Genomic DNA, 24,446 nt, shown 5'->3' with positions numbered 1-24,446 from the left:
CGGTTGACACATGTCGACGAACCCGACCATCACGTCATCCGTACGTCTCGACGAACTCATCGCGGCCATCAAGAAGGTCCACGACGAGCCCCTCGACCAGCTCCAGGACGCGGTGATCGCCGGCGATCACCTCGGCGAGGTGGCCGATCACCTGATCGGCCACTTCGTGGACCAGGCACGACGGTCCGGCGCGTCCTGGACCGACATCGGCAAGAGCATGGGCGTCACCCGGCAGGCCGCGCAGAAGCGGTTCGTGCCGAAGGAGTCGGCCGACCTCGACCCGCAACAGGGCTTCGGCCGCTACACCCCGCGCGCCCGCAACACGGTGATGGCCGCCCACAACGAGGCCATCGCCGCCCGCAACGCCGAGGGCCGCCCCGAGCACCTGGTCCTCGGGCTGCTGGTCGACCCGGACGGCCTCGCGGCGAAGGCGCTCACGGCGCAGGGCATCACCCTGGACTCCGTACGCCAGGCCGCAACCGCCGCCCTGCCCCCCGCCGCCGACGAGGTCCCCGACCTCGTCCCCTACGGTTCCGACGCCAAGAAGGTGTTGGAGCTGACGTTCCGTGAGGCACTTCGCCTCGGCCACAACTACATCGGCACCGAGCACATCCTGCTGGCCCTGCTGGAGTTCGAGAACGGCACGGGCGTCCTGTCCGGCCTCGGCCTCACCAAGCAGGTGGTGGAGGAGTACATCGTCGAGCTGCTCTCCCAGTTCCTGAAGATCAGCGAGGCCGACGAGAACGGTGGGGAAGGCGGCGAAGCCCAGAGCTGACGGCGTTGTCAGACCCGGGTGCCACACTCGCAGCATGACCGACCGCTGGGCACTCGCTCCGGCCGAGGACGGCGGCGCGGAGCTCGCCCCCCTCGGCCCGGACGGGCTGCCCGCCGCACCGGTCGTGCGGGAGCCCGACCTCGCCGCGGCGGTGCGCGGCCGGCCGGAGGTCACACGCTGGGTCTGGCGTTCCACCGCCGAGGTCTACCCGCGCCTGCTCGCCACGGGGGTGCGAGTGGAGCGGTGCTACGACATCGAGGACGCCGAGACCCTCCTGCTCGGCCACGAGGGCCGGTTGGGCGAGCCCCACTCGGCCGCCGCCGCGCTGGCCCGGCTGCGCGGCGGCCCCGTACCGCCCGATCCGCCCCAGCGCTCCGCCGAACCCGGCGCGCAGTCGCCCCTCTTCGAGCCGCAGTCCGCACATGTGCCGCTGGCCGACCTCGTCGAGGTCTACGCCGAGCAGCAGCGCCGGCACGACCGGGCGGCGCACCCGCAGCGGATGCGGCTGCTGACGGCCGCCGAGTCGGCGGGGATGCTGGTCGCCGCCGAAATGAACCGGGCGGGGCTGCCGTGGAGCGCCGACGTCCACCGCCAGGTGCTGCACGAACTGCTCGGCGAGCGGTACGCGGGCGGTGGGGAGCCCCGGCGGCTGGCCGAGCTGGCGGACGAGGTGTCGGCCGCGTTCGGGCGCCGGGTGCGACCCGATCTGCCGGCCGACGTCGTCAAGGCCTTCGCACAGGCCGGGATCAAGGTCAGATCGACCCGCCGCTGGGAGATCGAGTCCATCGACCACCCGGCCGTGAAGCCACTGATCGAGTACAAGAAGCTGTACCGCATCTGGGTCGCCCACGGCTGGTCCTGGCTCCAGGACTGGGTCCGGGACGGCCGGTTCCGGCCCGAGTTCCTCGCGGGCGGGACCGTCACCGGCCGCTGGGTGACCAACGGCGGGGGCGCCCTCCAGATCCCCAAGGTCATCCGGCGCGCGGTGGTCGCCGATCCCGGCTGGCGGCTGGTCGTCGCCGACGCCGACCAGATGGAGCCGCGCGTCCTCGCGGCCATCTCCCGCGACCCCGGGCTGATGGAGGTGGCCGGCCGGGAGACCGACCTGTACCAGTCCGTCTCCGACCGCGCCTTCTCCGGCGACCGCGCCCAGGCCAAGCTCGCCGTCCTGGGAGCGGTGTACGGACAGACGTCCGGCGACGGCCTGAAGAACCTCGCCGCCCTCCGACGCCGCTTCCCCAAGGCGGTGGCGTACGTCGACGACGCGGCGCGGGAGGGCGAGGAGGGGCGGCTCGTACGGACCTGGCTGGGGCGTACGTGTCCCCCGGCGGCCGGCGCGACCGACGACACGGCGGAGGAGGCGGGGATTCCGCAGGACGACCCGGTCGACGCGCCGCCCGGCAGCGACGGCTGGGTGCCGGGCTACGCCTCCACGAACGCCCGTGCTCGCGGCCGCTTCGCCCGCAACTTCGTCGTCCAGGGCAGCGCCGCCGACTGGGCCCTGCTGCTGCTCGCCGCGCTGCGGCAGGCCTGTGCGCGGATGCCGGCCGAGCTGGTGTTCTTCCAGCACGACGAGGTGATCGTGCACTGTCCCGAGGAGGAGGCCGAGGCGGTCGTGGCGGCGATCCGGGAGGCGTCGGACCTCGCGGGACGGCTGACGTTCGGTCAGACGCCGGTGCGGTTTCCGTTCACCACCGCGGTGGTGGAGTGTTATGCGGACGCGAAGTGACCGGCGGGCGCCGGGCCTTGGCCCCGGCCCGGCCGAACTCAGCCGCCACCTCCGACCGCAAGCCGGTCCGCACCCTTGTTCGCCCGGCACCCCGGACCTAGCTTCGCCGTCATGACGACGAAAACACGCAAAACACTCACCCGTGCGCTGCCTTGGGGTTCTCTGGCGAAGCGCCTGGGCGCGGCCGCCGGGGTCCTGACCCTTGCCGCCTCGGGCACAGCGGCACACGCCGCCGACGACCCCGGAACGGAACTCGCCGCCTACTACCGCCAGCACGTCACCTGGACAGAGTGCCGCCAGGGATCGGACGACGAGGTGGGTACCGCGCTTGACGGTGCCGGAGCCCGGTGCGCCCGGGTCACCGTCCCCATGGACTACACCCGGCCGACGGGCCCGACCATGGAGATCGCCCTGTCCAAGTTACCCGCGGCCGACCGGGCGCACCGGATCGGCACCCTGATGCTCAACTCCGGCGGTCCCGCCGAGCCGACCCTCGGCATGCCGCTGGAGACGCGTACGTACCTGGGCGAGGTCGGCTCGCGGTACGACCTGATCGGCATGGACCCACGGTTCGTGGGGCGCAGTCAGCCACTCGGCTGCGGCTGGCCCACCGGTATCTGGATCCGCTCGGCCGGGACCGGCCGAGCCGCGTTCGACCGCCAGGTCTCCTTCCAGCGGGACCTGGCCGAGCGGTGCGCCGCCCGGCACGGCGCTGTGCTGCCGTACGCCACCACCCGCAACACCGCCCGCGACATGGACATCGTCCGGACGGTGCTGGGCGAGCGCCGGATCTCCTACCTCGGCTACTCCTACGGCGCCTATCTCGGCGCCGTCTATCTCCAGATGTTCCCCGGCCGGACGGACCGGGTGGTGCTCGACAGCGCCGGCGATCCGGGCACGTGGGGTCCCCGACTGCTGCGGGGCAGGGAGGTCCCCACCGAGCGGGCGCTGCGCGCGTGGGCGTCCTGGGCCGCGGCGCGGCACGACGACTACGGCCTGGGCGCGAGTCGGCACGCCGTGCTCGCCACCGTGGGGCGGATCGTCGAGGCGGCGACGGACCGGCCGTTGCGCGTCGGTTCCCATGAGGTCGACGAGCACGTGGTGCCGTATCTGATCTCGAACGGCGTCGGCAGCGACCGCGAGGGCGACCGGGCCGCGTTCTCGGGCACCGTGCGGGTCCTGGACAAGGCGGCGAAGGGGATCGTCGTCGCGCCGACCCCGGAGCTGGAGGGCGCCCTCCAGTTCGTGCTCGACCCCGCGAGCTCGCACTTCGGCAGCCCCGCGGCGGCGATCATCTGCGGCGACGTGGCCGCGCCACGGGACCCCGAGGTCTACTGGCGCGACATCGAGCGCAGCCGGGACCGCCATCCCCTCTTCGGACCGGTGAACAACAACATCGCCCCGTGCGCCTTCTGGCCCGAGCCGCCGCGCGAGCAGCCGACCCGGATCGCGAACGACACCCCGGCACTGATCGTCTCCGCCACCGGCGACGCCGCCACCACCTACCGGGGCAGCAGGGCCATGCACCGCCTGCTGACCGGCTCCCGTCTGCTGACCCTGCACGGAGCCATCGGCCACGGCGTGTACGGCGAGTACGGCAACGCCTGCGTGGACGCGAAGGTGAACGCGTACCTGGAGTCCGGAAGGCTGCCCAACGGGAATCCGGCCTGCCGGAAGTGAGGGAGGAGATCCGCCGCCCGGTACGACTTTCGTCGGACGCGGGTGCGACGAACGGATGCTGTGGGCACGGGCGTCGGCCCCTACGGTTGGCCTGTGAATGTGACGACGACGGCCCGCGATGCCCTCGAACGCCTGGTCGCGAAGGGGATGTGGTCCCGGCGACGGATCGTCGGAGAGACGGTCCTGGCCATCGTGGCCGCCCTGTTCGGGGTGCTGAGCGTGGTGGACGACGGCACTCTGCCGACGGTCGCCGTGGCGGTTGCCGCTGCCGCGATATCCCTGCTGCGGCGGGCGCTCCCGGCGAGCGCGCTCGTTCTCGCGGGCGCGCTCGCCGGCGTACTCAGCGGCTTCTGGGTCCTGTTGATGATCGCGGGCTGGTCGGCCGGCCCGAGGATCAAGGCGCCGCGGCGGGCGCTGGCGGCGTTCGCGGTCTCGTACGTCCTCTATGCGGGGCTGTCCGTCCTCCAGGAGGGTTCCGTGCTCTCGGCGGCGCCGACGCTGGTGTTCACCACGCTCGCGTTCCTGGCGACGACCGTCGTGCCCGGCCTCGCCGCCCGCTACCGCACCCAACGCCGCACGCTGATGCACGCGCTGCACGAGCACAACGCCCAACTGCTGCGTGAACGCGAGATCATCGAGTCCCATGCACGTCTGCGGGAGCGCCAGCGGATAGCCCAGGACATGCATGACAGCCTCGGTCACCAGCTGGCGCTGATCGCCGTGCACACCGGCGCGCTGGAGGTGGACCGGACGCTGACGGACGGGCAGCGCGAGGCCGTCGGCGTGCTGCGGGACGCGTCCGTGGCCGCGATGCACGAGCTGCGCGAGGCCGTCGGCATCCTGCGCGACGGTACGCACGCGCAGGAGCGGGAGAGCGAGGCTGCGGCAGCGGCCCGGGGCGTGGCCGGGATCGACGGCCTGGTGGAGGCGTCGCGGGGCGCGGGGGCGGCCGTAGAGCTGCGGCGGGCGGGCGAGGCGCGGGCGCTGGCTCCCGCCGCGGACCATGCGGCGTACCGGATCGTGCAGGAGGCGCTGACCAACGCGCTGAAGCACGCGCCGGGGGCCGCGATCGTCGTGGAGCTGCGGTACGAGCCGGACTCGCTGGTCGTCGAGGTCGCCAACGGGCCGGTGCCCGTGACGGCCGGTGGCGGGCGGCGGCTCCTGGTGAGCGGCGGGCAGGGGCTGACCGGACTGACGGAACGGGCCCGGCTGGTCGGCGGCATGGTGCACGCCGGGCCGGCGGCGGGCGGCGGATTCCGGGTCGCGGGCGTACTGCCGTACGGGTCGCAGGCGCCGCACGACGGAGACGACCCGGGGTCCGTGACGACGTTCGTCGCGGCGACCAACGACTTCCGGGGGCAGAGCGAGGGGGTGCGGCCCGGCGACGGTGGAGCGGTCATCGACTGGTCCGGTCCGCCGGAGAAGCAGAAGGAGCTCGACCTCGCCATGGGACGCAAGAAGAAGAGCATCGCGATCGGGTGCGGCGCCGCACTCGTGATCACCGTCGGTCTCGGAGCGCTGGCCGTCTGGGGCGTCGCCAAGCTGTGGGACGAGGGCAACAAGGCCATGATCGAACCGTCCGTCTACAGGTCGGTGAAGGTCGGCGAATCCGAGACCGCGGTACGCGGCAAGCTGCCGGACGGCAAGTCGTTCCTGACCGACGGTCTGCGCGACAAGGGGCCCGCGAAGCCGAAGGACGCGGACTGCCTGGTCCTGATGTCGACGGAGATAGCCAACAACCTGGACGACGAGCCCGTCTTCCGGTTCTGCTTCAAGGACGGAAAGCTGATCGAGAAGCAGTCGTACACGGTCAAGTCCTAGTCAGATGGCGTGCCTTGGGCCGTGAGTAAGGTGGGGGCGTTCTTCGCGTCCTCACCAGAAGCCTTGCGGGAGAGTTGTGATCAGGGTCCTCGTCGCGGATGACGAACCGCTCATCCGGGCGGGTATCAGGATGATCCTCACCTCCGCCGACGACATCGACGTCGTTGCGGAGGCCGGCAACGGCCGCGAGGCGGTCGACCTGGTCCGGGCCCACGCCGTCGACGTGGCCCTGCTCGACATCCAGATGCCGGTGCTGGACGGCCTGTCCGCCCTGGCCGAGCTGCGGCGTGCCGCGCCGACCGTACGGCCGCTCATCCTGACGACCTTCGGCGAACGCGAGAACGTCCTGCGCGCACTGAGCCACGGCGGCGCCGGATTTCTGCTGAAGGACTCGGCGCCGGGCGAGCTGATCCAGGCGGTACGGGCCGCCGCGGCTGGGGACGCCTATCTCTCCCCGGGTGCCACCCGACATGTGGTCGACTCGCTCGCCTCGGGGCAGGCGGCGGCGCGCGGCGAGGAAGCGCGACGGCGGCTGGCGTCCCTGAGCGAGCGGGAGCTGGAGGTCCTCGCGCTGCTGGGCGAGGGCCTCTCGAACGCCGACGCCGGGACACGGATCCACGTCAGCGAGGCCACGGTGAAGACGTACGTCAGCCGGATCCTGACGAAGCTCGGGTGCGAGAACCGCGTCCAGGCGGCGCTGCTGGCACGGGACGCGGGGCTGGGGAGCACAGCCGAGTGACCTGAGTGAGCGGTCCAGCCAGTCCTTGATGTTCGTCGGCTCGGTCCCCGGAACGCGATGACGATCATGTCGTCGCTCGCCATGGTGAGGATCGGCACCTCTCAGGATTTCGGCAGGTGCACGTTGCCGCCCCCGAAGCGGATCAGTGGCGTGAGATCGCGGATGCCGCCGTATCGGCCGGGGTGGCCCAGAACCAGTGTGTGGTCGGCCACGGTGATGGTGTGCTCGACCTGGCAGACGGCGGTGGCCAGCGCCTCGTTCAGGAGCGGCACACCTTCGACGAAGTGGTGGGGCACCTCCGCGAACCGGTCGCCGGGGGCCGTGGCGAAGTGGCCGGCGAGACCGGTCTGTTCCGCGGAGAGCACGTTGACGCCGAACACGCCCTGTTCCTGGATCGCGGCCAGGGTACGGCTGCCCCGGGCCAGCGAAACCAGCAGCAGCGCCGGTCGCAGCGACACCGAGGTGATCGCGGTGACCGTGCAGCCCATGGGCCGCTCCGCCCGTCGGCCGGTGACCACGGCGATCCCCGTGGCCCACGTGCGCATGAACCGGTGGAAGTCGTCCTGGAGGGGCCCCGGGGCCGGGGCCACGTCGGGTGGCAGCGGGAGGGCGGTCATGCCGCACCGGCCGGTACGGCTTGGCCGGACGCCGTGCGAGCGGCGTCCAGGTCGGCGCGCTCCGAAGCCGGGTCGCCCAGCTCTCGGTGGCACACGGACCGCTGCCGGAGCAGTTCGCCCACGTCGGCGTCAGGGAGGCCCAGCGCCTGCGTGTAGTCGGCGACAGCGGCCGCCCAGCGTTCCGCCGCCTGGTACACGTAACCGCGGTTGTACAACAGGTCGGAGTTGTCGGGGTCGGTCTCGACGGCGCGGGTCAGGTCGCTCAGCGCCGCGTCGAAGTCGCCGGTTTCGACGGCGAGCGCGGCGCGGCTCGCCAGCGCCGGAACCAGCTCCGGGTCCGCCTCCAGCGCCAGGTCGAAGTCCTGCCGGGCCAGGTCTGCACGGTCGGACTCCCACGCGAGTTGGCCGCGTACCAGGATCAGGCGCGCGTCGCCGGGGGCGAGTCGCAGGCCCTCCTTGAGGAGGGGGTCCACTGCGTCGGCATCGCCGGTTTCGAGGAGCAGGCCGATGAGGTTGACGCGGGCGTCGAGCTGGTCGGCTTCGAGTTCGACGACGCGCGCCAGGTCGGCGATCGCGCCGTCGGTGTCGCCCAGCCGGGACCGCAGGTCGGCTCGGTTGAAGTGGATTTCCCAGAACGGCGGACCCAGCGTGATCGCCGTGTCGTAGTCCGCCAGGGCGGCGGAGGTGTCACCCAGCTTCTGCAGGAGGGCGGCACGATCGAGGTAGTAGTCGGGGTAGTTCGGGTCGATCTCGATGACCCCGGTGAAGTCGGCCAGGGCTTCGGGGAGCCGGCCGAGGGCCGCGAGGACCCTGGCCCGGTTGTGGATCAGGGCCGACCGGTGGACCCGGTGCCGTTCGGGCGGAAGTTCCCGGTCCATCTGTCGCAGCCCCTCGTCCACCAGGCGGAAGGACTCGTCGAGGTTGCCCAGGTGCATCTCGACCAGGGCGAGCCCGTTCCGCTGGAAGACCGTGTGGAAGGTCCGCAGTTCGGGGTCCGGCAGCAGGGCCGCCACGGCGACCGAGCTGTTGACGTAGGCCTTCGCAAGGTGGTGGTCCCGCCGCTCCGGTGGGTGAAGGCGGGTGTAGAGCATGGCCAGGGCGTAGCCGCTGAAGGTCTGGGCCAGCGGCTGGCTGTACCGGCCTCGCACCTCCAGGTAGAAGCGTTCGGCCTCAGCGCTGCGGCCCAGGAGGGCGAGTGCCGTGGACATCTTGCCGGTGAGGTGCCAGTAGGTCTCCGCCCGTTCGGGGCCGGCCGCCGCCCTGCCTCGCGGGGAGAGGTCGAGTACCACGTGCCAGAACCCCATGCGGGCGCAGTAGGACGCGGCATCGAGGAAGGCCTCGCCACCCGCCTCCGCCGGGTCGCGGCCATGTTCGAGGTGGTAGGGGACGGCTCCGAGACGCAGGCTCCAGTCACCTTGGCGTACGAGCTCCGCGGCCCGTTCGTCGTGGAGTTCGGCCCGGACGGCGGGATCGGCGGCTCGGTAGGCGCCCTGTTCGTCCGGGTTGCCGGAAGTGCCGTCCGAGTCGATGTACGCGCGGAGCAACTGGTCCTGATCGCGGACGGTCCCGGCGGCGGAGTCCTCGACGGGTGTGTCGACGGGACGGGCGTACCGGCTGAGCGCGGCAGCGAGTTCGTCCACGAGTTCCGCGCCCCGGGTGCCGACGGTGACGGCGATCGGACGTCCCTGAGTGCGCCGTAGCAGGATCGCCAGAAACTCCTGGTCGGTGTGGTCGGCCTCGTCGACGTCCCCGAACTCCAGCCGGAGGGTGCCAAGACCGCTCAGCGCGACGTAGGCGGCCAGGAACTCGACCAGGCCGTGGGCCAGCCGACGGGTGCGTACCGGCGCGTAGATACGTGTCTGCTCCTCGGGCACGGCCAACGACGTCAGGGTCCCCGGCGCGGCCCCGATGCGCTCCTTCAGCTCCGGCGCCACGGAGAGGATCTCGATGGCGTGGTCGCCCACCAGGCCGGGCCACCGTTCGTACACCGCGGGTACCAGCGCCCGCATCAGGCTGCCGGTCCCGGTGTACGGACCACGCAGCCGCCGATGGCAGCTGACCGTCACATCGGCCGGTTCCAGAATCGCTGCGTCGGGCCCGCAGCGCCACAGTCGGATGTTCATGGAGTCTCCTTCGATCGCGAGTGTGTGCCCTTGCGTGCCGCCTCGCGGCGCGAGACCAGGACCAGGAGGGCGACTTCGACGGCGAACAGGGTGAGCGACACGACGGAGTCCCAGAACCCGGCTCCGCCGGCCGTGCCGTGTGCCAGCTCCGGTCCGATCCGGGTGGCAAAGCCCCACAGCAGCGGTACGACGGCCAGCACGGCGGTGGCCAGCAGGAAACCCACGCCGCAGACCGTCACCAACGCGAACCAGGGAGCCATGAGCCTGTCCCGCGGCGACCACTGCGACTCGTCGCCGCGGTCGGGCGGCCGTACTCCCGGCAGCCTGCTCAGCCTCGTGCGCAGATAGGTGGACGTGGCGTCGTGCAGGGCGGAGCAGCCGAGCAGGGTGGTGAGCACGTAGTACAGGTCGGTGCGCAGAAAGAAGTAGAACTGCCAGGCCAGGCGGAGCAGAGTCGTGTAGGCGACGGCCAGCGACGGCCCGGCCGCCCACGACGGCCCCGACACCGCGAGCACGGTCAGCGCGCTGAACAACAGCACGTCGGCCAGCATCCCGGCGAGGAACGGCAGGTACCGCTTCCGCCTCGGGACGCCGTACAGCCCGTCGAGGTCGGTCTCCACCACCAGGAAGTACAACCGCCGGCTCATCGACAGCCGGGTCGGCACTCCGAGCCGCCGCCCGGCCAGGACATGGAAGAACTCGTGCCAGCTCACAGCCGGGACCTGGGCCAGCGCCAGCGACACCTGCACGACGACGAGCGAAGGGCTGAAGAACACGTGGTCCACGTGGGGCCTGACCCCCGGGTGCGTCACCAGCATGACGACGCACGCGGTGACGAGGGCCGTATATGCGACCCAGGCCGCCGGCGAGAACGCCCACGCGCCCAGTCGCCGCAGCCGCAGGGGCGCCAGTCGGGCGGGTTCGTCCGTTCCCTCCCTGACGAAGCCCAGCTCGCGCAAGGTGTCGAGGAAGTCGGTCATGTCGACGGACTCGCCGAACTCCGCGTGGTACCACTGGGCGGCTTCCTCCAGGGTCATACCGGAGGCGAGCCGGCGCAGCAGGGCCGCGCCGTCGTCGGGCAACACGGCGTAGGACTGCGTGTCGGAGCGGCCCACCACTACGCCGTCGGGTTCGTCGACGAACGTCAGCGGGTGGAATTCGACGGCTGTCATGAGTGACCCGGGCCTCCTCGCCGGCTCGAAGGGCGTCTGCAAGTGATGCGGTCCGTACCCCACCCGACGACCCACGGCGAGTACGGGTACGGACCGGCTACGTCAGCACCCGTCGGGGCTGTAGAGCGACGCCGAAGACGTGAGCTTGATGGACCCGGGCTTGCGGACCGAGATCTTCTTCATGTGATTCACCTCCCTGCGCTGATCGCTGCTGTCACGGAGAGGCCGCCGGAAGCGCGGCCCGGTGAACGACATCGACACTGCCAGCGGCGCCGCCGTACGACATGGGGTGAATGCCCCCATATTCCTGAGGCGCGCGGAGACCGCACATGGGGGCCTGGCCCCCATGTGGACGGAGCCCGGCGGGGGCAGGGTGAGCACATGCGAGATGACGCTCTGTCAGTGATCGCCTGCGGATCCAGCGCGGCGAGTCAACTCCCCGTCTACCTCATGTGGTTGCGCCAGGAGATCGACCTGGACCTGCGGGTGCTGCTCACCGGCAGCGCCACGCGGTTCATCCAGCCGCAGGTCGCCGCCTGGCATGCCGACGAGGCCTACACCAGCGACGACCCGGCACTCAATCCCACCGAGTTCGCGAAGCGGTCCGCGGCGATCGTCGTGCTTCCCGCCACCGCCAACACGCTCGCCGCCGCCGCACTGGGCCTGGCCGCCACTCCGGCGCAGACAGTCCTGCTGGCCGCGGACCGGCCGGCGATCTTCTTCCCGAACATGAACCGCTCCATGTGGGTCAAGGAACCCACCAGGCGCCACGTCGCCACGCTGCGTGCCGACGGCCACACCGTGGTCGATCCGCAGGAGCAGGTGGTCTACGAGCTCTGGCGGCGCGAGAACGCGCAGGGGATCACCATGCCGCCGCCCGAGGAGGTGGTGGAGACCGTCGTCACGTGGCTGGAGAAGAACCTTCAGTCGGGCGACTGAGACTGCCGTGGGCGGCTCTTCGGCTCTCAGGGCCGCCCACGGCGTCTACCGCTCGTCCCGGTGTATTCGGGCCGCGTACGCGTTGAGCGCCGCCCGGTTGGGCTGGTCGGTCTTGAGGATCAGGCTCGCGACGTGCTTTTCGACCGTACGCGGGGAGATGAACAGCCGGGCGGCCAGGCTGCGGTTGTCCGGCCGGTCCGTCATCAGGAGGAGTACCTCGTACTCCCGTTCCGTCACGCCGAGAAACCGGAGCCGCTGCGGCACCCGGCCGGCGTCCACGCGCTGCGGCACCACCACACCCGTGCGCCGCAGCAGTGTGCGGCAGACCCGCGCGACCACCGGAAACCCTGCCTGGTGGAAGTACTCCTCGGCCCTGCGCAGCCACCGCACCGGTTCGCCCCAGTGGTCGGCGCAGGCGGCCTCGGCGACCAGCCGCAGACCAAGATGTGCGGCCATCACGTACGGCTCCCCGAGCGCCGTGGCCTCCTCCCTGGCGACGGCCGCCTCCGCGCCCCGCCCTTCACGGCCCAGCAGGACGGCCTTCGCCAGCAGCAAGAAGTGCCGGTTCCACCGCAGTTGACTCGCCTCGGTGGCGGCCACTTCGTGATAGCGCGGCCAGTCGGCGTCCTTCGCCAGCACATCCAGCAGCAGGGCCAGCCCGTACTGTCCGGCCAGCGGATAGGGCGCGGGCAGTACGGCCTCCTCGGCCGCCGCATCGGCCAGGTCGAGGCGGGCCCGGTCACGGTCCTCCGCCAACAGCGCGCGCACCGCCTCGCCCAGCCCCCGGGTGAGCGGCGTCCACGGTGACGGCTCGACCTCTCCTCCAACGGGCACGTGTTCCGGCGCGTCGAGCCGCCCCTGGTGGGCAGCGCTGATCGCGCGGACCGCCGTAAGGAACCGCGCGTCGCTGCCGGAGAGAACGGCCCTCCCCGCCTCGGCCTCGGTCAGGGCGTCGGCCGTTGTGTACTCGCCGCGCAGGACGTGGTCCAGGGACAGCAGAAGGTCGACGCCGGTGCGCAGCGCCGTCGCGCCCAGGTGCCCGGCGTGCCGACGTACCCGGACGAGTGCGGCCCGGTCTCCGGAGACCAGCCACTGCTGACCGGCGCGGTGGAACATCGCGCGCATCCGCCACAGGGGCAGTCCGTGGCCGTCGGCCACGGCCTGCATGTGGTCGAAGCAGAGGGCCGCGTCGCGCGAGCCTCGCTGCTGTGCGACGAGACCACGTACCTGCCATGCCAGGCAGGCGAGCGCCGGCAGGCCCGCCCGCTCGGCCTTGCCGACGGCCTGGGTGGCGAGCTGCTGCGCCCGCTCCGGTGAGTCCACGATCAGCCGGGCCCATACGGCCTCGACCTGAGCGGTCTGCCGGTCCTCCGCGTCCGGGCCCAGCACGGTGAGCGCGGCCTCGACATGGGTCAGCCCTTCGGCCCGCTGCCCGTCGGCGTGGTACAGCCAGGCGAGCCGAGTGTGCAGGGTCGCCACGCGTTCCGCGTCCACGGCCGGGCCGCCCAGCTCGTCCAGGGCGGCGGCGAGCCCCAGGCCGCGCTCGGTCCGGCCGCTCGCCGCCAGCGCCGACATCAGCTCGGCCAGGACGTCGGCCCGCAACCGGGTGTCGTCACAGTCGTCCAGGAGTTCCCATGCCTGTGTCAGCGGGCCGACCGCGGCTTCGGCCCGGCCTCCCATGAGCGCCCGCCGACCGGCCTCGGCGAACAGCCTCGCGGCGCCCGGCCGGTCGTCGGCGGAGCGCTTGAGGGCGGCGCCGAAGAGACACCACTCGCCCGGCAGTCCGGGATGCAGTTCACCCACCGCCTCGGCGGCCTGCCCGGCCAGGGCGGCCCGGTCCGTCGGGGTGAGCCGGCTCAGCAGGGCCGCGACGGTCATCGGGCCGCGGAAGGCGTACCAGTCGGAGGTCGGTCCGTCGGCGGTGAGCAGGTCGGCCGCGACGGCCGATCGCAGATACCCGAACATCTCGGTCTCCGTCATACCCAGGGCCTGCCGGAGCACCGAGACGGGGAACCGCTCGCCGATCACGCCCGCCGCCGACAGCAGCCGGTGCGCTTCGGGCCCGAGCCGGCCGACGCGCTGGACGATGCTGTGCTCGACGGCGAGCGGGACCCCGGCGTCGGCACCCGGTACCGGCCGATGCCCCTGGGGGCCGTGCGCCAAGTGGCCGGTGGCGACCATGGTGCGCAGCAGTTCCTCGGCGATGAACGGGTTGCCGCCGCTGTCGCGGTACAGGTCGTCGAGCAGTTCGGCGGGCAGGGCCGTGACGCCCGTGTCCGGATGGGACGCGGCGAGCCGTTCGACTTCGGCGCGGTCGAGCCTGCGCAGCACCAGGAGCGTGCCGCTGCGCCGCCGGGTCAGGGCGCGGGCCAGGTCCCAGGGGGCGCCCGGACCGGAACGGAACGTGACGAGGAGGACGATGCCCTGGCGGGCGAGGTTGTCCGCCAGGTACTCCACCACGGCCAGCGTGCCGACGTCGGCGTCGTGGAGGTCTTCGAGAACGAGCAGGCTGCCCCGGCCTTCCCCGGCAGCCGCGACCAGACGGAGGACGGACTCGGCCAGCAGGACCGGGGATGCGTCCGGCTCGGCGTCATCGGGCCCTTCGGCGGGCGGGAGTTCACGCTCGGCGGCGGGCGCGTACTCGGGTACGAGGCCGCCCAGGACGGCGCGGTAGGAGCCGAGGGCCTTACCGTCGGGCCCCTGTCCGTCGCGGAACAGACACGCCAGCGCCTCGGCCAGGGGCCGCAGCGCCACCGTCGGGCCGACCGGGCTCGTCCGCCCTTCGAGCACCCGCATACCGTGCCGGCGTCCGGACCGGGCCGCTTCCAGGGCCAGTCGGGACTTCCCGATGCCGTCCTCGCCGGTGATGAGAACCGTGTGGCCGCGCCCGTGACGGGCCTCGTCCAGCGCCTCTTCCAGTACGTGACGTTCCAGGTCACGGCCCACGAGTTCGGACAAGCCAACGTTGTCCACGATCTGCATGCACACACCCCCGTGTGTTTCTGAAGTCGTGTCGTGCGAGTTCCGACGTTTTATGAACCGATGTGCGATGAATTGCCGGTAGGCAGCGTGGTGCCGGGGACCGGCCGTGTCACGGCCGGTTCCGTTGAGCGGACCGGGGCAAGGCGCGGACCTGGAGGGGGCGGAGCCGGTGGAGCAGGCCGGCACGCTGCGGATCCGTGTCCGGGAGACCGAGTTCGTCGGCGATGGCCAGGGCGCGGCTCCAGGCGCTGTGGGCGGCGTCGTGGCGGTCGGTGGCACGGTGGATGTCGCCGAGGCAGACCAGGCCCGCGACTTCGCTGTGCAGGTCGCCGGTCCGGCGGAAGAGTCCGATGGCCTGCCGGTAGCAGTCGACGGCCCCGGCATACCGGCCGAGGCGGTGGTGAATGTAGCCGAGGCTGTCCCATGTATGGGCCTGCCCGTTGAGGTCGCCGGTTTCCTGGGCCAGCGCGAGTGACTGCCGGCAGTGCACCAAGGCCTGCTCCTGGGCGCCGAGTTGCGCGTGCAGCCATCCGACGTGGTTGAGCGCGGCCGACTGCCCCGCCCTGTCTCCGGCGGCCCGGTAGTGCGTGAGGCTGTGATGGGCGTGGTCGAGGGCCTGCTGGTGGAGTTGCTGAGCGGCGGTCATCCGCGCGAGGTGCTGGTGGGTGCGGGCCTGTCCGGGATGGTTTCCGAGTGCGCCGAACAGCTGCAGGGCGAGCAGGTAGTGGGTGCGTGCTTCGTCGCGCCGGTTCAGCCGGTCCTGGGCCAGGCCGAAGCCGCGGTGGGCCTCGGCCTGGCCCGCTGTGTCCTCCCGGCGTCGTGCGGCCTCCAGGGCGGTTGCCTGGACGGTGGCCAGCGCCTGCCAGTGTCCGTGCCGGTCGAGGTAGGTGGTGATGGCTGAGGCGAGCCGGTAGGTGTGGGTGTCGAATCCGGCGGCCGTCGCCTTCCGCACAGCGGCGAGCAGCACCGGATACTCGGCCGTGAACCAGGTCTGTGCCTGCTGGTGGTCCGACAGCTCCATGGGCGCGGAGCCCGGGTCGGCAGGAGGCAGCGGCTCCGGATGGGGCTGGGGAGTCAGCAGTACGTCGGCCCGGTGGGCGGTGTGCAGATAGTGGTCCAGCATCCGACGGGTCGCACCACGGCCGACGGCGTCGTCGTCATGTGTGGCGACCAGGTCGGCAGCGTAGGCGCGCAGCAGGTCGTGGAAGGAGTAACGGCCCTCAGCGGGCTCCGCGAGCAGGTGTCCGCGCACCAGCTCCGTGAGCGGAGCACGGATTTCCGCCACCGGTACGCCCGCCAGTGCGGCTGCCGCCGGTAGCCCGATGTCCGGTCCCGGGTGCAGCCCCAGGAACCGGAACAGCTTGGCGGCCTCGGGGTGCAGCGCGCGATACGACCAGGAGAACACTGCACGTATCCGGCTGGCCGGGTCTCCTCCGTCGAGCGCGTCCAACCGGCTCTCGGCAAGGCGTAGTTCCTGGGCGAGCCGGGCGAGCGGCAGACCGGGTTGCGCGGCGGCTCGGGCGGCCACGATGGCCAGTGCCAGGGGCAGTCCGGCGCAGCGGTCGATGATCTCCGTGATGGCTGCGGGATCGGCCGCGGTCCGGTGCGGACCGAGCCGCGTGGTCAGCAGGTCCAGGGCCTCTGCGCGCGAGAGCAGCCCGAGCGTGAGGAGGTGGGCGCCCTCGGCCGCGGCCAGTCCGGTCAGTTGCCGTCGGCTGGTCGCGAGCGCCATGCAGCCGGGCGCACCGGGCAGGAGCGGCCTGACCTGTTCGGCGTCACGAGCGTTGTCCAGCACCACCAGCATCCGCCGTCCGGTCAGCAGACTGCGGTACAGGCCTGCCTGCGCGTCCAGCCGGGCGGGGATACGGCTGGGCTCCACACCCAGGGCGTCGAGAAAACCCCGCACGGCTTCCGCCGGGCTCATCGCCGGGCCTCCGGGGGCGAATCCCCGCAGGTTGACGTACAACTGCCCGTCGGGGAAGGCGCCTTGTGCCGTACGCGCCCAGTGCACGGCCAGCGCGGTCTTGCCCACGCCCGCGGTGCCGGACACCGCGGAGATCACCACGGCGGACGGCTGGTCGGCCGCCGAGGCGAGGACTCCGTCCAGGTAGGCGAGCTCCTCCTGCCGTCCGGTGAAGCCACGTACGCCCATGGGCAGTTGCGCGGGCACCCCGCCCGCCGGCCCCCAGAAGTGCTCCCCGTGGGCCGGGACGGCGGATGTCGTCGCCGGGGCGGGTGACTGGGCGGCGGTGGCGGGTTCGTCCGTCCCGTGGTGCGTCGGCCGGGGTGAGTGCTGGGGCAGGGTTCCTCGCAGGATGGCCTGGTGTACGGCCTGGAGGCCGGGCCCGGGGTCGGAGCCGAGTTCTTCTGCGAGGCGCTGCCGCAGAGCGGCGTAGCAGCCAAGTGCCTCCGCGTCCCGATCGGCGGCGTGCAGCGCACGCATCAGCACCTCGGTGAGGGGTTCCGCCATGGGATATTCGCCGAGCAGATCGCTGAGCAGCCCTGTCACGGTGACGGTGCCACCGGCGCGCAACTCCAACTGCGCCCACTCCACAGCGGCGTCCACGTGCTGCCGTCGCCAGGCCTCGCGCACGCGGGCCGCCCACTGGCCGCTCAGCCCTGCCAGTGGCTCCCCGCGCCAGAGCCCGAGAGCCTCGCTCAGAAGTGACATCCGCTCCTTGTCGCTCCGGCCTGCCTCGCGTGCCTGGTTTACCAGATGCCGGAAACGGAGGATGTCCACCCGGTCCGGGTCCGCCTCAAGGAGGTATCCGCCCGAGCGGCGCACCAGACGAAACCGCACGTTGTCCGCGTCGCCGGTGGTCTCGCACAGCCTTCGGATCCGGGCGATGTGTGCGTGCAGTGCCCGGCGCGCCCCGTCCGGGGGATCGGTGCCCCAGACGCGTTGGATCAGTAAGTCGGCCGCCACCGGCATTGCGGTGTCCACGGCCAGCGCGGCCAGCACGGCCCTGCGCTGCGGCGGTCCTACTTCTCTCGCCCGCCCGCGTTCCGCGAATTCCACCGGGCCCAGCAGTCGTAAATGCACCACCATGTCCGCACCCCCGTGCAGATCGCTTTTCACCGTTGCGCATCCGACAGGGCCTAGGACCTGTCCTAGTGCTGAGCGACAAGCTATCGACAACGTTCCGCCCCACGCTCGCGGTCCACGCTGATGCAGCGGTCGAAAGCGCATATGCACGCGGCGATTTCGCAACGGTTGTGGCGCCAGGAAATCAGGTGTCGCAAACGGGGGACAGCGACGGGGGCGATGAGCGTGAACGAGAGGCACAGCACGGCGACATGCGACTCGACGGATACGAGGGATACGCAAGGGATTTCGGTGAGGCCGTGGGGCCGACGGCCCGCGTCGGTCGACGTGCCCTCTGCGGACACCGGTGGACGGAGCGTGCTGGAAGGCGCCTTCGGGCTGCTGGGAGCGGTGGAGCGGGCCGGCGACGCGGGTTTGACCAGGCTGGCAGCCGATTGCGGACTGCCCAAAACCACCGCCTACCGGCTACTGGAACAACTGGTGGACGTGGGGGCGGTGGAACGCTTCGCCGGCGGATACCGGGTGGGGCCACGGATGTTCTCGCTCGGTCAGCGATGGCAGCCCCACCCCGGACTCCGGCCGGCCGCACGGGAACCGGCCCGCCGTCTGGCGCAGGTCACGGATGCCATGGTCGGTGTCAGCGTGCTGTGGGAGGGCCAGACACTGGTCGTGGAATGGACGTCGTCCACGCCGGATGACGTACGCGATCGGCTGCGTGACGAGGTCACGTGGCCGTGGCGTACCGCGGCGGGCAAGGTGCTGGTGGCCGGAGCACATCCGCGGCTGCCGTTGGGGCCGCTTCCCGCCACCTGGCAGCGGGAGGCGAAGGCGATCCGGGACCAGGGTGTCGCATTCGACCGGGAGGAGTTGGTGGCGGGCGTGTGCTGCGTGGCCGTGCCGTTGACCGGTTTCGGTGGTTCCCCGGTGGCGGCGTTGTGCGTGGTGACCGATCCCGCGCACCGGCTGGACCGCCTCGCCGATGTCGTCCAGCGAGCTGGAAGGACCATCAGCGCGAGGCTGCGTGGCGGGGCTCTCTGATCTCCCCGATCCGTTCGATCTCTCCGATCCGTCAGCGGCCGCCGTCCCCTCCCAGGGGCGGCGGCCGTGTTCGTGGGGGTGTGTCAGTTCGCCGCGTTCATCAGGAACCATGCGGAGCGAAACGGTCAGCTGTCAGGGAAGGGCGGCCGGCCGGCGGAGTCTTCGAGTGCGTCGTGGGAGGAAGGTTCGGACAGTGCCGCTTGGCGCAGGTGATGGGCGAGGGCCGCGGTGGCCGTCGGTGAGGCTCGGTCCTTGACGCCCCAGGCCAGCAAATGGTGGCGGCGGGCCCAGGGTTCCTGGAGCTCGCACATGTCGAGTGGCTGGTGGCGGTCGATGGCGCGACGCGGCACTACGGCGAGTCCAACGCCGGCGGCAGCGAGTGCGACGACGACGTTGAGGTCGGCGACGGTGGTGCGGTAGCGCACCACCGGAGCGTGTGGCCCGAGGTGCTTCTCGATCCAGCGGCGCAGCGAGGAGTCGGCGTCGAGCCCGACGAGAGGGTGCTCGGCGACCTCGCCGTAGGTCAGTGCGGTCCGCCCGTCGAGGATCCCTCCGGCCTGGCCGATCACGACCAGGGAGTCGTCGCCGAGGGGTTCCATCGGCAGGCCGCGGTCGCGGGCCTCGTCGTCGAGGACGACCCCCAGATCCGCCTCACCGTCCGCGAGCATCCGTACCGTGTGCGGGGTGCGGCTCTCGGACACCGTGACGTCGACGTCCGGGTGTGCGCGGAGGAACGAGACCAGGGCCCGCGGCACGAGCCCATGCATCGCGGAGCCGCCGCCCAGCAGGGTCAGCGGAGCGGTCGGGGACCGCGTGTAGCTCGCGACGGCGCTTTCGAGCCGCGCGGTCCGGGCGAGCACGTCGCGTGCGTGGCGGGCCAGGGTCGTCCCCGCCGGCGTGGGCCGCACGCCCCGCCGGCCGCGGATCAGCAGCGGTACACCGGCGTGCAGCTCCAGCGAGCGCACCCTGGCGCTGGCCGAAGGCAGGCTCAGGTGCATCTGGTGAGCGCCCGCCGTGATCGAGCCCTCCGTCACGATGTGCACAAAGAGCCGCAGGTCGTCCAAGTCATAACGCACCGCATCAGCCTATGGCCCAGCCTAAGGCTGGGTCCGTCGATTACGCATTGTGGACTCCCTTCCCACGGGGTGATGCTCGCCGTGTGTCCGAGATACTGCTTGTCCTGCTGGCCGGTGCCGCCGCCGGAGCGCTGAACGCCATCGGTGGCGGGGGCACGTTCGTGGCGCTGCCCGTCCTGGTGGCACTGGGCCTGTCGCCGGTGACGGCGAACGCGTTGTCCCGTGTCGCCCTCGTGCCCGGGGCCGTGGCCGGCGCGTGGGTCTACCGACGCGAACTCGCCCCGGTCGGGACGACGTCCACGAAGTCGCTGACAGCGGTCAGTGTGATCGGCGGCGGAGTCGGCGGCGGTCTGCTCCTGGCGCTGCCGGCATCGTCGTTCGACGCCGCGGCGCCGTGGCTGCTCGCCTTCGCCACGGTGATCCTCGCCTTCGGACGGCGCCTCTCGCAAGCGTTGAACACCGCGCTCGGCCGCTCGGTCGGCATGAGTTCCCGCGCCGTCCTGATCGGCCAGTTCCTCCTCGCCGTGTACGGCGGTTACTTCGGCGGTGCCGTAGGCATCATGATGATGGCCTTGTGGAGCATCGGCCTCGGTCTCGACGCCGCGGTCAGCAATCCGATGCGGATCGCGCAGCTCGCCGCCATCTATCTCAGCGCGACCGTGCTGTTCCTCATCGCCTCGGACACCCTGAGCGCTCCGCTCGTCCTCATTTCCATGCTGGTCGGCGCGGTGGCCGGAGGCTACGCCGGCGCCCACCTCGCCCGCCGTCTCCCCGCCCGGCTGCTGCGGGGCGTCATTCTGTCCACCGCCGTGATCATGACCGTCCTGTATTTCCTGCGCGGCTGACCACGCGGGGGAGCCGCGGTGATGAGTCCCCGTCGTCGAGGCATGCGAGCCGGCCGAACACGCGCGTGCCGCCGTCCCGATCGGCGAGCACGAGCTGAAAACCGACGGCACCACCCGTTCCCCGGGTGCGAGATCGTGCTCAACGAGATCGGGTGTGGTGTGCGGGCCTGCTCGGCTCAGAAATCGGCACCCGGTACCGAGTGGCAGGGGCCGGTACTGGAGCGGATGGAGACCAGCGGTCTCAGCATGACGTGCCGGGGAGCGGCGTCGGGCGTGTCCAGCTGCTCCATCAGCAGCTCGACGGCGGCCCGGCAGATCTCGCCGACCGGCTCGTCGACCGCGGTGAGCGGCGGGGTCACCGATTCCGCCCAGGGCCCTGCCGACAGGCCGACAACCGAGAAGTCGCGCGGTACGACGCGACCGGCGCGGGTCAGCCCGCGGTACACGCCGCCCAGGGACGCCTCGTTCAGGGTCACCAGCGCGGTGGTGGCGGGGTCCTCCAGCAGGATCCGCTCAAGGCACGTCTCGCCCGCGGCGGCGTCGTCCCCGCAGAGGTACGCGCGTCCGGTGAGCCCCAGCTCCTCCACACCTTGGTCGAACCCTTCGAGCCCACGGTGCGCGGACTCGTACCCGGCCTTGAAGAGCTGTTCCGACCGGTTGACGAAGGCGATCCTGCTGTGGCCCAGGTCGGCCAGGTGCCGTACGCAGGCACGGCCGAGGGCAACCCAGTCCAGGTCCACCCACCAGGTCTTCTCCAGGCCGGGCTGTCCGATGGCGACAAAGGGGAAGCCCAGCTCGGTGAGGTGGACGGCGCGGGCGTCCTCCAACCGGATCTCCATCAGGATCAGGCCGTCCAACCGGTGTCCGGCCAGGATCCGCTGGAACGGGGCGTCGCCGACCTCCCTGCCGGTGGTGAGCAGCACGTCGTAGTCGTATGCCTGGGCCGCCTCGGCCACGCGGCCGACGAAGTCCAGCTGCATCCCCGTGTAGCGGTCGCCGGCCGGCGGGAAGACGAGTCCGAGCGCGCGGCTCCGGCCGGTCGGCGGAGTCTCCTTGGTGGCGTCGGTGTTCACCGGTCTCCTCGTGCGTAGTTCGTCATGAGTGGCTCGTCGGCAGGAGCTGCTCGGCCCAGATGGTCTTGCCGCCGGTGGTCTGGCGGGTGCCCCAGCCCTGGGTGAGCTGGGAGACCAGGAGGAGCCCGCGCCCGCCCTCGTCGAAGGTGCGGGCGCGGCGCAGATGAGGAGCGGCGCTGTTGCCGTCGGAGACCTCGCAGATCAGGGTGCGGTCGCGGATCAGCCTGAGCTGGATGGGGACGGCGCCGTATCGGATGGCGTTGGTGACCAGTTCGCTCACCACCAGTTCGGTGACGAACGCCGCTTCCTCCAGCCCCCAGGCCTGGAGCTGGCGGGAGGCCTGGAGCCGGGCGTCGGCGACGATCTCCGGATCGGGGGGCAGGCCCCAGGTGGCGACCTGGTCGGTGTGCAGGGCCCGGGTGCGCGCGACGAGCAGGGCGACGTCGTCGGCAGGGCGGGGGATGTGAGCGGGGGCTCCCGGCCGAAGGGCGGGGGCGGCCGGCAGCAGCGAATCGATCAGGGTGTCGCAGGTGACCTCGAGCGAGGGGGAGGGGCAGGCCAGGGTCTGGCGCAGCCGGGCGAGGCCCACGTCGATGTCGCGGCCGCGGGCTTCGAGGAGGCCGTCGGTGTAGAGGGCGATCAGGCTGCCTTCGGGCAGTTCCAGTTCGGTGGCCTCGAAGGGCAGGCCGCCCACGCCCAGCGGGGGGCCCGGGGAGAGGCTGACGGTGACGACGGTGCCGTCGGGGTGGAGGACGCTGGGTGGAGGGTGCCCGGCGCTGGCGAAGGTGCAGCGGCGGGAGACGGGGTCGTAGACGGCGTACAGGCAGGTGGCGCTGATCCCGTCGGTGTCCTGTTCGTCGCGGGCGGTCGTGGCGTCGTCGGGGGCGAGGTGAGTGACCAGGTCATCGAGGTGAGTGAGGAGTTCGTCGGGCGGCAGGTCGACGTCGGCGAGGGTCCGGACGGCCGTACGGAGGCTCCCCATGGTGGCGGCGGCACGGACACCGTGGCCGACCACATCGCCGACGACGAGGGCGACCCGGGTTCCGGACAACGGGATCAGGTCGAACCAGTCGCCCCCCGCATCGGCCCGGGAGCCCGCCGGCAGATAGCGGAAGGCGGCCTCGACGGCCGCCTGCCCGGGAAGTCCCCGAGGCAGCAGGCTGCGCTGTAGCGTGAGCGCGGTGGTGTATTCGCGGGTGTAGCGCCGCGCGTTGTCCACGCAGACGGCGGCCCGGCCGGCGAGTTCCTCGGCGAGGACCAGGTCGTCCGGCCGGAAGGGTTCCGGACGCAGTCGGCGCCAGAAGACGGCCACCCCGAGGGTGATCCCGCGGGCGCGCAACGGTACGGCCATGCCCGAGTGGACACCCGCGCCCCTGACGTTGCCGGTCCTGACGTCGTCGCCCTCGATCCACCGGACGAAATCGGGATCCTCCAGCCCGCTCAGCAGGGAGCGGCCGGCGGCCAGACAGCGGGCGGGCGGTGAGTACGCCGGGTAGGTGTCGACCGCGCCCAGCTCGACGGCGGCCTCGGGGACACCCTCGACGGCGGACCGGTGCGCGACCCGGCGCAGGACGACGGCCGCGTCGATGAGTTCCGCCGTCGGTTCCTCCCCCTCTAGGACCGAGTCGAGCAGGTCCACGCTGACGAAGTCGGCGAGCCGCGGCACGACCAGCTCGGTCAGTTCCTGGGCGGTGCGCACCACGTCCAGGGTGGTGCCGATGCTGGTGCCGGCCTCGTTCAGCAGAGCCAGCCGCTGCCGCGCCCATTGCTGTTCGCTGCTGTCGAACGAGGCGGTGCCGACGCCGCGTACCCGGCCCGAGGGATCCTTGACCGGCCACATCTCGATGTTCCAGGCACGTCCGGCGACGATGTCGTCGTAGCGCGTCGGTGTCCCGGTCTCGGCGACTTGGCGCAGGTGTCGCAGGAATCCGCGTCCGGCGTCGTCGTCGGGCACCGTGTCCGCGTACCGCCGTCCGCGCAGCTGCGCCTTTCCGGTGCCGATCATGTCGCAGGTGATGTCGTTGAGCCACTGGTACCGCAGCTCGGTGTCGAACATGGCCATGGCGACCGGGGCCTGGGTGAACGACCGCTCCAGCGTCCCTCGGTAGCCGCCGTTCCCGACCGGGTCCGGTGCGAAGGCCATGACGAATCCGCTGGCCTTGCCCTCGCCGTCCAGCGACGGGAAGGCGCGCACACCGAGATCGAGCCGGCGACCGTCCCGATGGCGGACGGCGGCTGTCCCGCTCCACGCCTCCGCCCCGGCCAGTCCCGCCCAGGCGGCGTCCGAGGGGTCCACGGCGAGCAAATCGGTGACGAGGCCGCCCACGACCTCCGTGGCGGGGTGGCCCAGCAGGCGCCGAGCGCCCTCGCTCCAGCTCGTCACGATGCCTTGCCGGCTCACGGTGGCCGTGGCCATGTCGGCCGAGGAACCGTGATCAAAGGGCGTGGCAACAACAGCCCTGTCGTGATGTGCCATCGTCGCTCACCCCGCAGCCGTCGGGTCGCGCTCTGTAGGCTCCAACCACCATATCCGGCCAAAGTGCACCAGGCATCGAGATCCCGCGATCCGGGAACTCCGCCGCCCGACGTGGCAGGACCAGACACCACCCGACCACGCCGACTCCGCCTCGCCGGTCTTCCGGCTCCCGCCTCGCCGGTCTTCCGGCTCCCGCCTCGCCGGCCTTCCGGCTCCCGGCGCCCGCCTCGCCGCTCCCCGTGCGAACCGGCCACCGCGCCGGGCAGCGACGGCCGGGGCCGGAACACCCACCCCGCAGGCGGCTCACGCGCACTC

At 71.9% G+C, this 24,446-nt stretch carries 16 protein-coding genes; 8 read left to right on the top strand and 8 right to left on the bottom strand.

Annotation, left to right across the window (positions count from 1 at the left end):
• Nucleotides 1-10: 10 nt before the first annotated feature.
• The 5 genes from KCH87_RS42510 (at nt 11) to KCH87_RS42490 (ending at nt 6,744) form a co-directional block, all read left to right on the top strand.
• Nucleotides 11-775, top strand: a complete 765-nt coding sequence (locus KCH87_RS42510; RefSeq protein WP_210593300.1) for a Clp protease N-terminal domain-containing protein — start codon at nt 11-13, stop codon at nt 773-775.
• A gap of 34 nt (nt 776-809) precedes the next feature.
• Entirely contained in the window at nt 810-2,504 is a 1,695-nt protein-coding gene (locus KCH87_RS42505) for a bifunctional 3'-5' exonuclease/DNA polymerase (protein ID WP_210593299.1), read from the top strand.
• 111 nt (nt 2,505-2,615) lie between these two features.
• A complete protein-coding gene (locus KCH87_RS42500; RefSeq protein ID WP_210593298.1) occupies nt 2,616-4,184 on the top strand; it encodes an alpha/beta hydrolase in 1,569 nt (522 codons plus the stop codon).
• Between the two features lie 93 nt (nt 4,185-4,277).
• Entirely contained in the window at nt 4,278-6,005 is a 1,728-nt protein-coding gene (locus KCH87_RS42495; RefSeq protein ID WP_308299049.1) for a histidine kinase, read from the top strand.
• A gap of 76 nt (nt 6,006-6,081) precedes the next feature.
• Nucleotides 6,082-6,744 carry a response regulator transcription factor gene (locus KCH87_RS42490; protein ID WP_210593297.1) on the top strand — a complete coding sequence of 221 codons (663 nt, stop codon included), beginning with the start codon at nt 6,082-6,084 and terminating at the stop codon, nt 6,742-6,744.
• A 101-nt stretch (nt 6,745-6,845) separates the two neighbouring features.
• On the opposite strand, the gene KCH87_RS42485 is transcribed toward KCH87_RS42490, so the two are convergent.
• The 3 genes from KCH87_RS42485 to KCH87_RS42475 are packed head-to-tail and all read right to left on the bottom strand — an operon-like array spanning nt 6,846 to nt 10,656.
• The gene (locus KCH87_RS42485) at nt 6,846-7,361 is read right to left on the bottom strand and encodes a flavin reductase family protein (RefSeq protein WP_210593296.1); all 516 of its coding nucleotides are present in this window, start codon (nt 7,359-7,361) and stop codon (nt 6,846-6,848) included.
• Nucleotides 7,358-9,484 carry a tetratricopeptide repeat protein gene (locus tag KCH87_RS42480; protein WP_210593295.1) on the bottom strand — a complete coding sequence of 709 codons (2,127 nt, stop codon included), beginning with the start codon at nt 9,482-9,484 and terminating at the stop codon, nt 7,358-7,360. Before KCH87_RS42480 ends, KCH87_RS42485 begins: the two co-directional genes overlap by 4 nt.
• Nucleotides 9,481-10,656, bottom strand: coding sequence for a hypothetical protein (locus KCH87_RS42475; RefSeq protein WP_210593294.1), 1,176 nt, complete (start codon nt 10,654-10,656; stop codon nt 9,481-9,483). The genes KCH87_RS42480 and KCH87_RS42475 overlap by 4 nt, the downstream gene beginning before the upstream one ends.
• A gap of 381 nt (nt 10,657-11,037) precedes the next feature.
• Here KCH87_RS42475 and KCH87_RS42470 point away from each other — a divergent pair, with 381 nt between their 5' ends.
• Nucleotides 11,038-11,595 carry a flavoprotein gene (locus KCH87_RS42470; RefSeq protein ID WP_210593293.1) on the top strand — a complete coding sequence of 186 codons (558 nt, stop codon included), beginning with the start codon at nt 11,038-11,040 and terminating at the stop codon, nt 11,593-11,595.
• Between the two features lie 45 nt (nt 11,596-11,640).
• On the opposite strand, the gene KCH87_RS42465 is transcribed toward KCH87_RS42470, so the two are convergent.
• Both KCH87_RS42465 and KCH87_RS42460 read right to left on the bottom strand, forming a co-directional pair.
• The gene (locus KCH87_RS42465; protein ID WP_210593292.1) at nt 11,641-14,577 is read right to left on the bottom strand and encodes a LuxR family transcriptional regulator; all 2,937 of its coding nucleotides are present in this window, start codon (nt 14,575-14,577) and stop codon (nt 11,641-11,643) included.
• 109 nt (nt 14,578-14,686) lie between these two features.
• Nucleotides 14,687-17,626: a BTAD domain-containing putative transcriptional regulator gene (locus KCH87_RS42460; RefSeq protein ID WP_210593291.1), complete on the bottom strand. Its 2,940-nt coding sequence runs from the start codon at nt 17,624-17,626 to the stop codon at nt 14,687-14,689.
• A gap of 354 nt (nt 17,627-17,980) precedes the next feature.
• Here KCH87_RS42460 and KCH87_RS42455 point away from each other — a divergent pair, with 354 nt between their 5' ends.
• Nucleotides 17,981-18,661 carry a helix-turn-helix domain-containing protein gene (locus KCH87_RS42455; protein ID WP_308299048.1) on the top strand — a complete coding sequence of 227 codons (681 nt, stop codon included), beginning with the start codon at nt 17,981-17,983 and terminating at the stop codon, nt 18,659-18,661.
• Between the two features lie 125 nt (nt 18,662-18,786).
• Here KCH87_RS42455 and KCH87_RS42450 read toward each other — a convergent pair whose 3' ends face one another.
• Nucleotides 18,787-19,737: a LysR family transcriptional regulator gene (locus tag KCH87_RS42450; protein ID WP_210593289.1), complete on the bottom strand. Its 951-nt coding sequence runs from the start codon at nt 19,735-19,737 to the stop codon at nt 18,787-18,789.
• Between the two features lie 83 nt (nt 19,738-19,820).
• Between KCH87_RS42450 and KCH87_RS42445 the strand changes: the two genes are divergently transcribed.
• Nucleotides 19,821-20,582: a TSUP family transporter gene (locus tag KCH87_RS42445; RefSeq protein WP_210593288.1), complete on the top strand. Its 762-nt coding sequence runs from the start codon at nt 19,821-19,823 to the stop codon at nt 20,580-20,582.
• Nucleotides 20,583-20,758: 176 nt separating this feature from the next.
• Here the strand turns inward: KCH87_RS42445 and KCH87_RS42440 are convergent, their stop codons facing one another.
• Together KCH87_RS42440 and KCH87_RS42435 are read right to left on the bottom strand one after the other, a co-directional pair.
• Nucleotides 20,759-21,655 (bottom strand): LacI family DNA-binding transcriptional regulator, encoded by an 897-nt coding sequence (locus KCH87_RS42440; protein WP_210593287.1) that lies wholly within the window; start codon nt 21,653-21,655, stop codon nt 20,759-20,761.
• 22 nt (nt 21,656-21,677) lie between these two features.
• On the bottom strand, nt 21,678-24,071 hold the full coding sequence (locus tag KCH87_RS42435) for a SpoIIE family protein phosphatase (protein WP_210593286.1): 2,394 nt from the start codon (nt 24,069-24,071) through the stop codon (nt 21,678-21,680).
• Nucleotides 24,072-24,446: the final 375 nt, after the last annotated feature.

This window comes from Streptomyces sp. GESEQ-35 (assembly GCF_017948485.1).
Taxonomy (GTDB): Bacteria; Actinomycetota; Actinomycetes; order Streptomycetales; family Streptomycetaceae; genus Streptomyces.
Note: the sequence above shows the minus strand (reverse complement) of the source record. Positions and strands in the feature narration are given on the sequence as shown.

What these genes read in the sequence shown, in the direction of transcription:
- KCH87_RS42510 (WP_210593300.1), top strand. Translation starts at nt 11, where the DNA reads ATGTCGACGAACCCGACCATCACGTCATCCGTACGTCTCGACGAACTC.
- KCH87_RS42505 (WP_210593299.1), top strand. Translation starts at nt 810, where the DNA reads ATGACCGACCGCTGGGCACTCGCTCCGGCCGAGGACGGCGGCGCGGAG.
- KCH87_RS42500 (WP_210593298.1), top strand. Translation starts at nt 2,616, where the DNA reads ATGACGACGAAAACACGCAAAACACTCACCCGTGCGCTGCCTTGGGGT.
- KCH87_RS42485 (WP_210593296.1), bottom strand. Translation starts at nt 7,361, where the DNA reads ATGACCGCCCTCCCGCTGCCACCCGACGTGGCCCCGGCCCCGGGGCCC.
- KCH87_RS42480 (WP_210593295.1), bottom strand. Translation starts at nt 9,484, where the DNA reads ATGAACATCCGACTGTGGCGCTGCGGGCCCGACGCAGCGATTCTGGAA.
- KCH87_RS42475 (WP_210593294.1), bottom strand. Translation starts at nt 10,656, where the DNA reads ATGACAGCCGTCGAATTCCACCCGCTGACGTTCGTCGACGAACCCGAC.
- KCH87_RS42470 (WP_210593293.1), top strand. Translation starts at nt 11,038, where the DNA reads ATGCGAGATGACGCTCTGTCAGTGATCGCCTGCGGATCCAGCGCGGCG.
- KCH87_RS42465 (WP_210593292.1), bottom strand. Translation starts at nt 14,577, where the DNA reads ATGCAGATCGTGGACAACGTTGGCTTGTCCGAACTCGTGGGCCGTGAC.
- KCH87_RS42460 (WP_210593291.1), bottom strand. Translation starts at nt 17,626, where the DNA reads ATGGTGGTGCATTTACGACTGCTGGGCCCGGTGGAATTCGCGGAACGC.
- KCH87_RS42435 (WP_210593286.1), bottom strand. Translation starts at nt 24,071, where the DNA reads ATGGCCACGGCCACCGTGAGCCGGCAAGGCATCGTGACGAGCTGGAGC.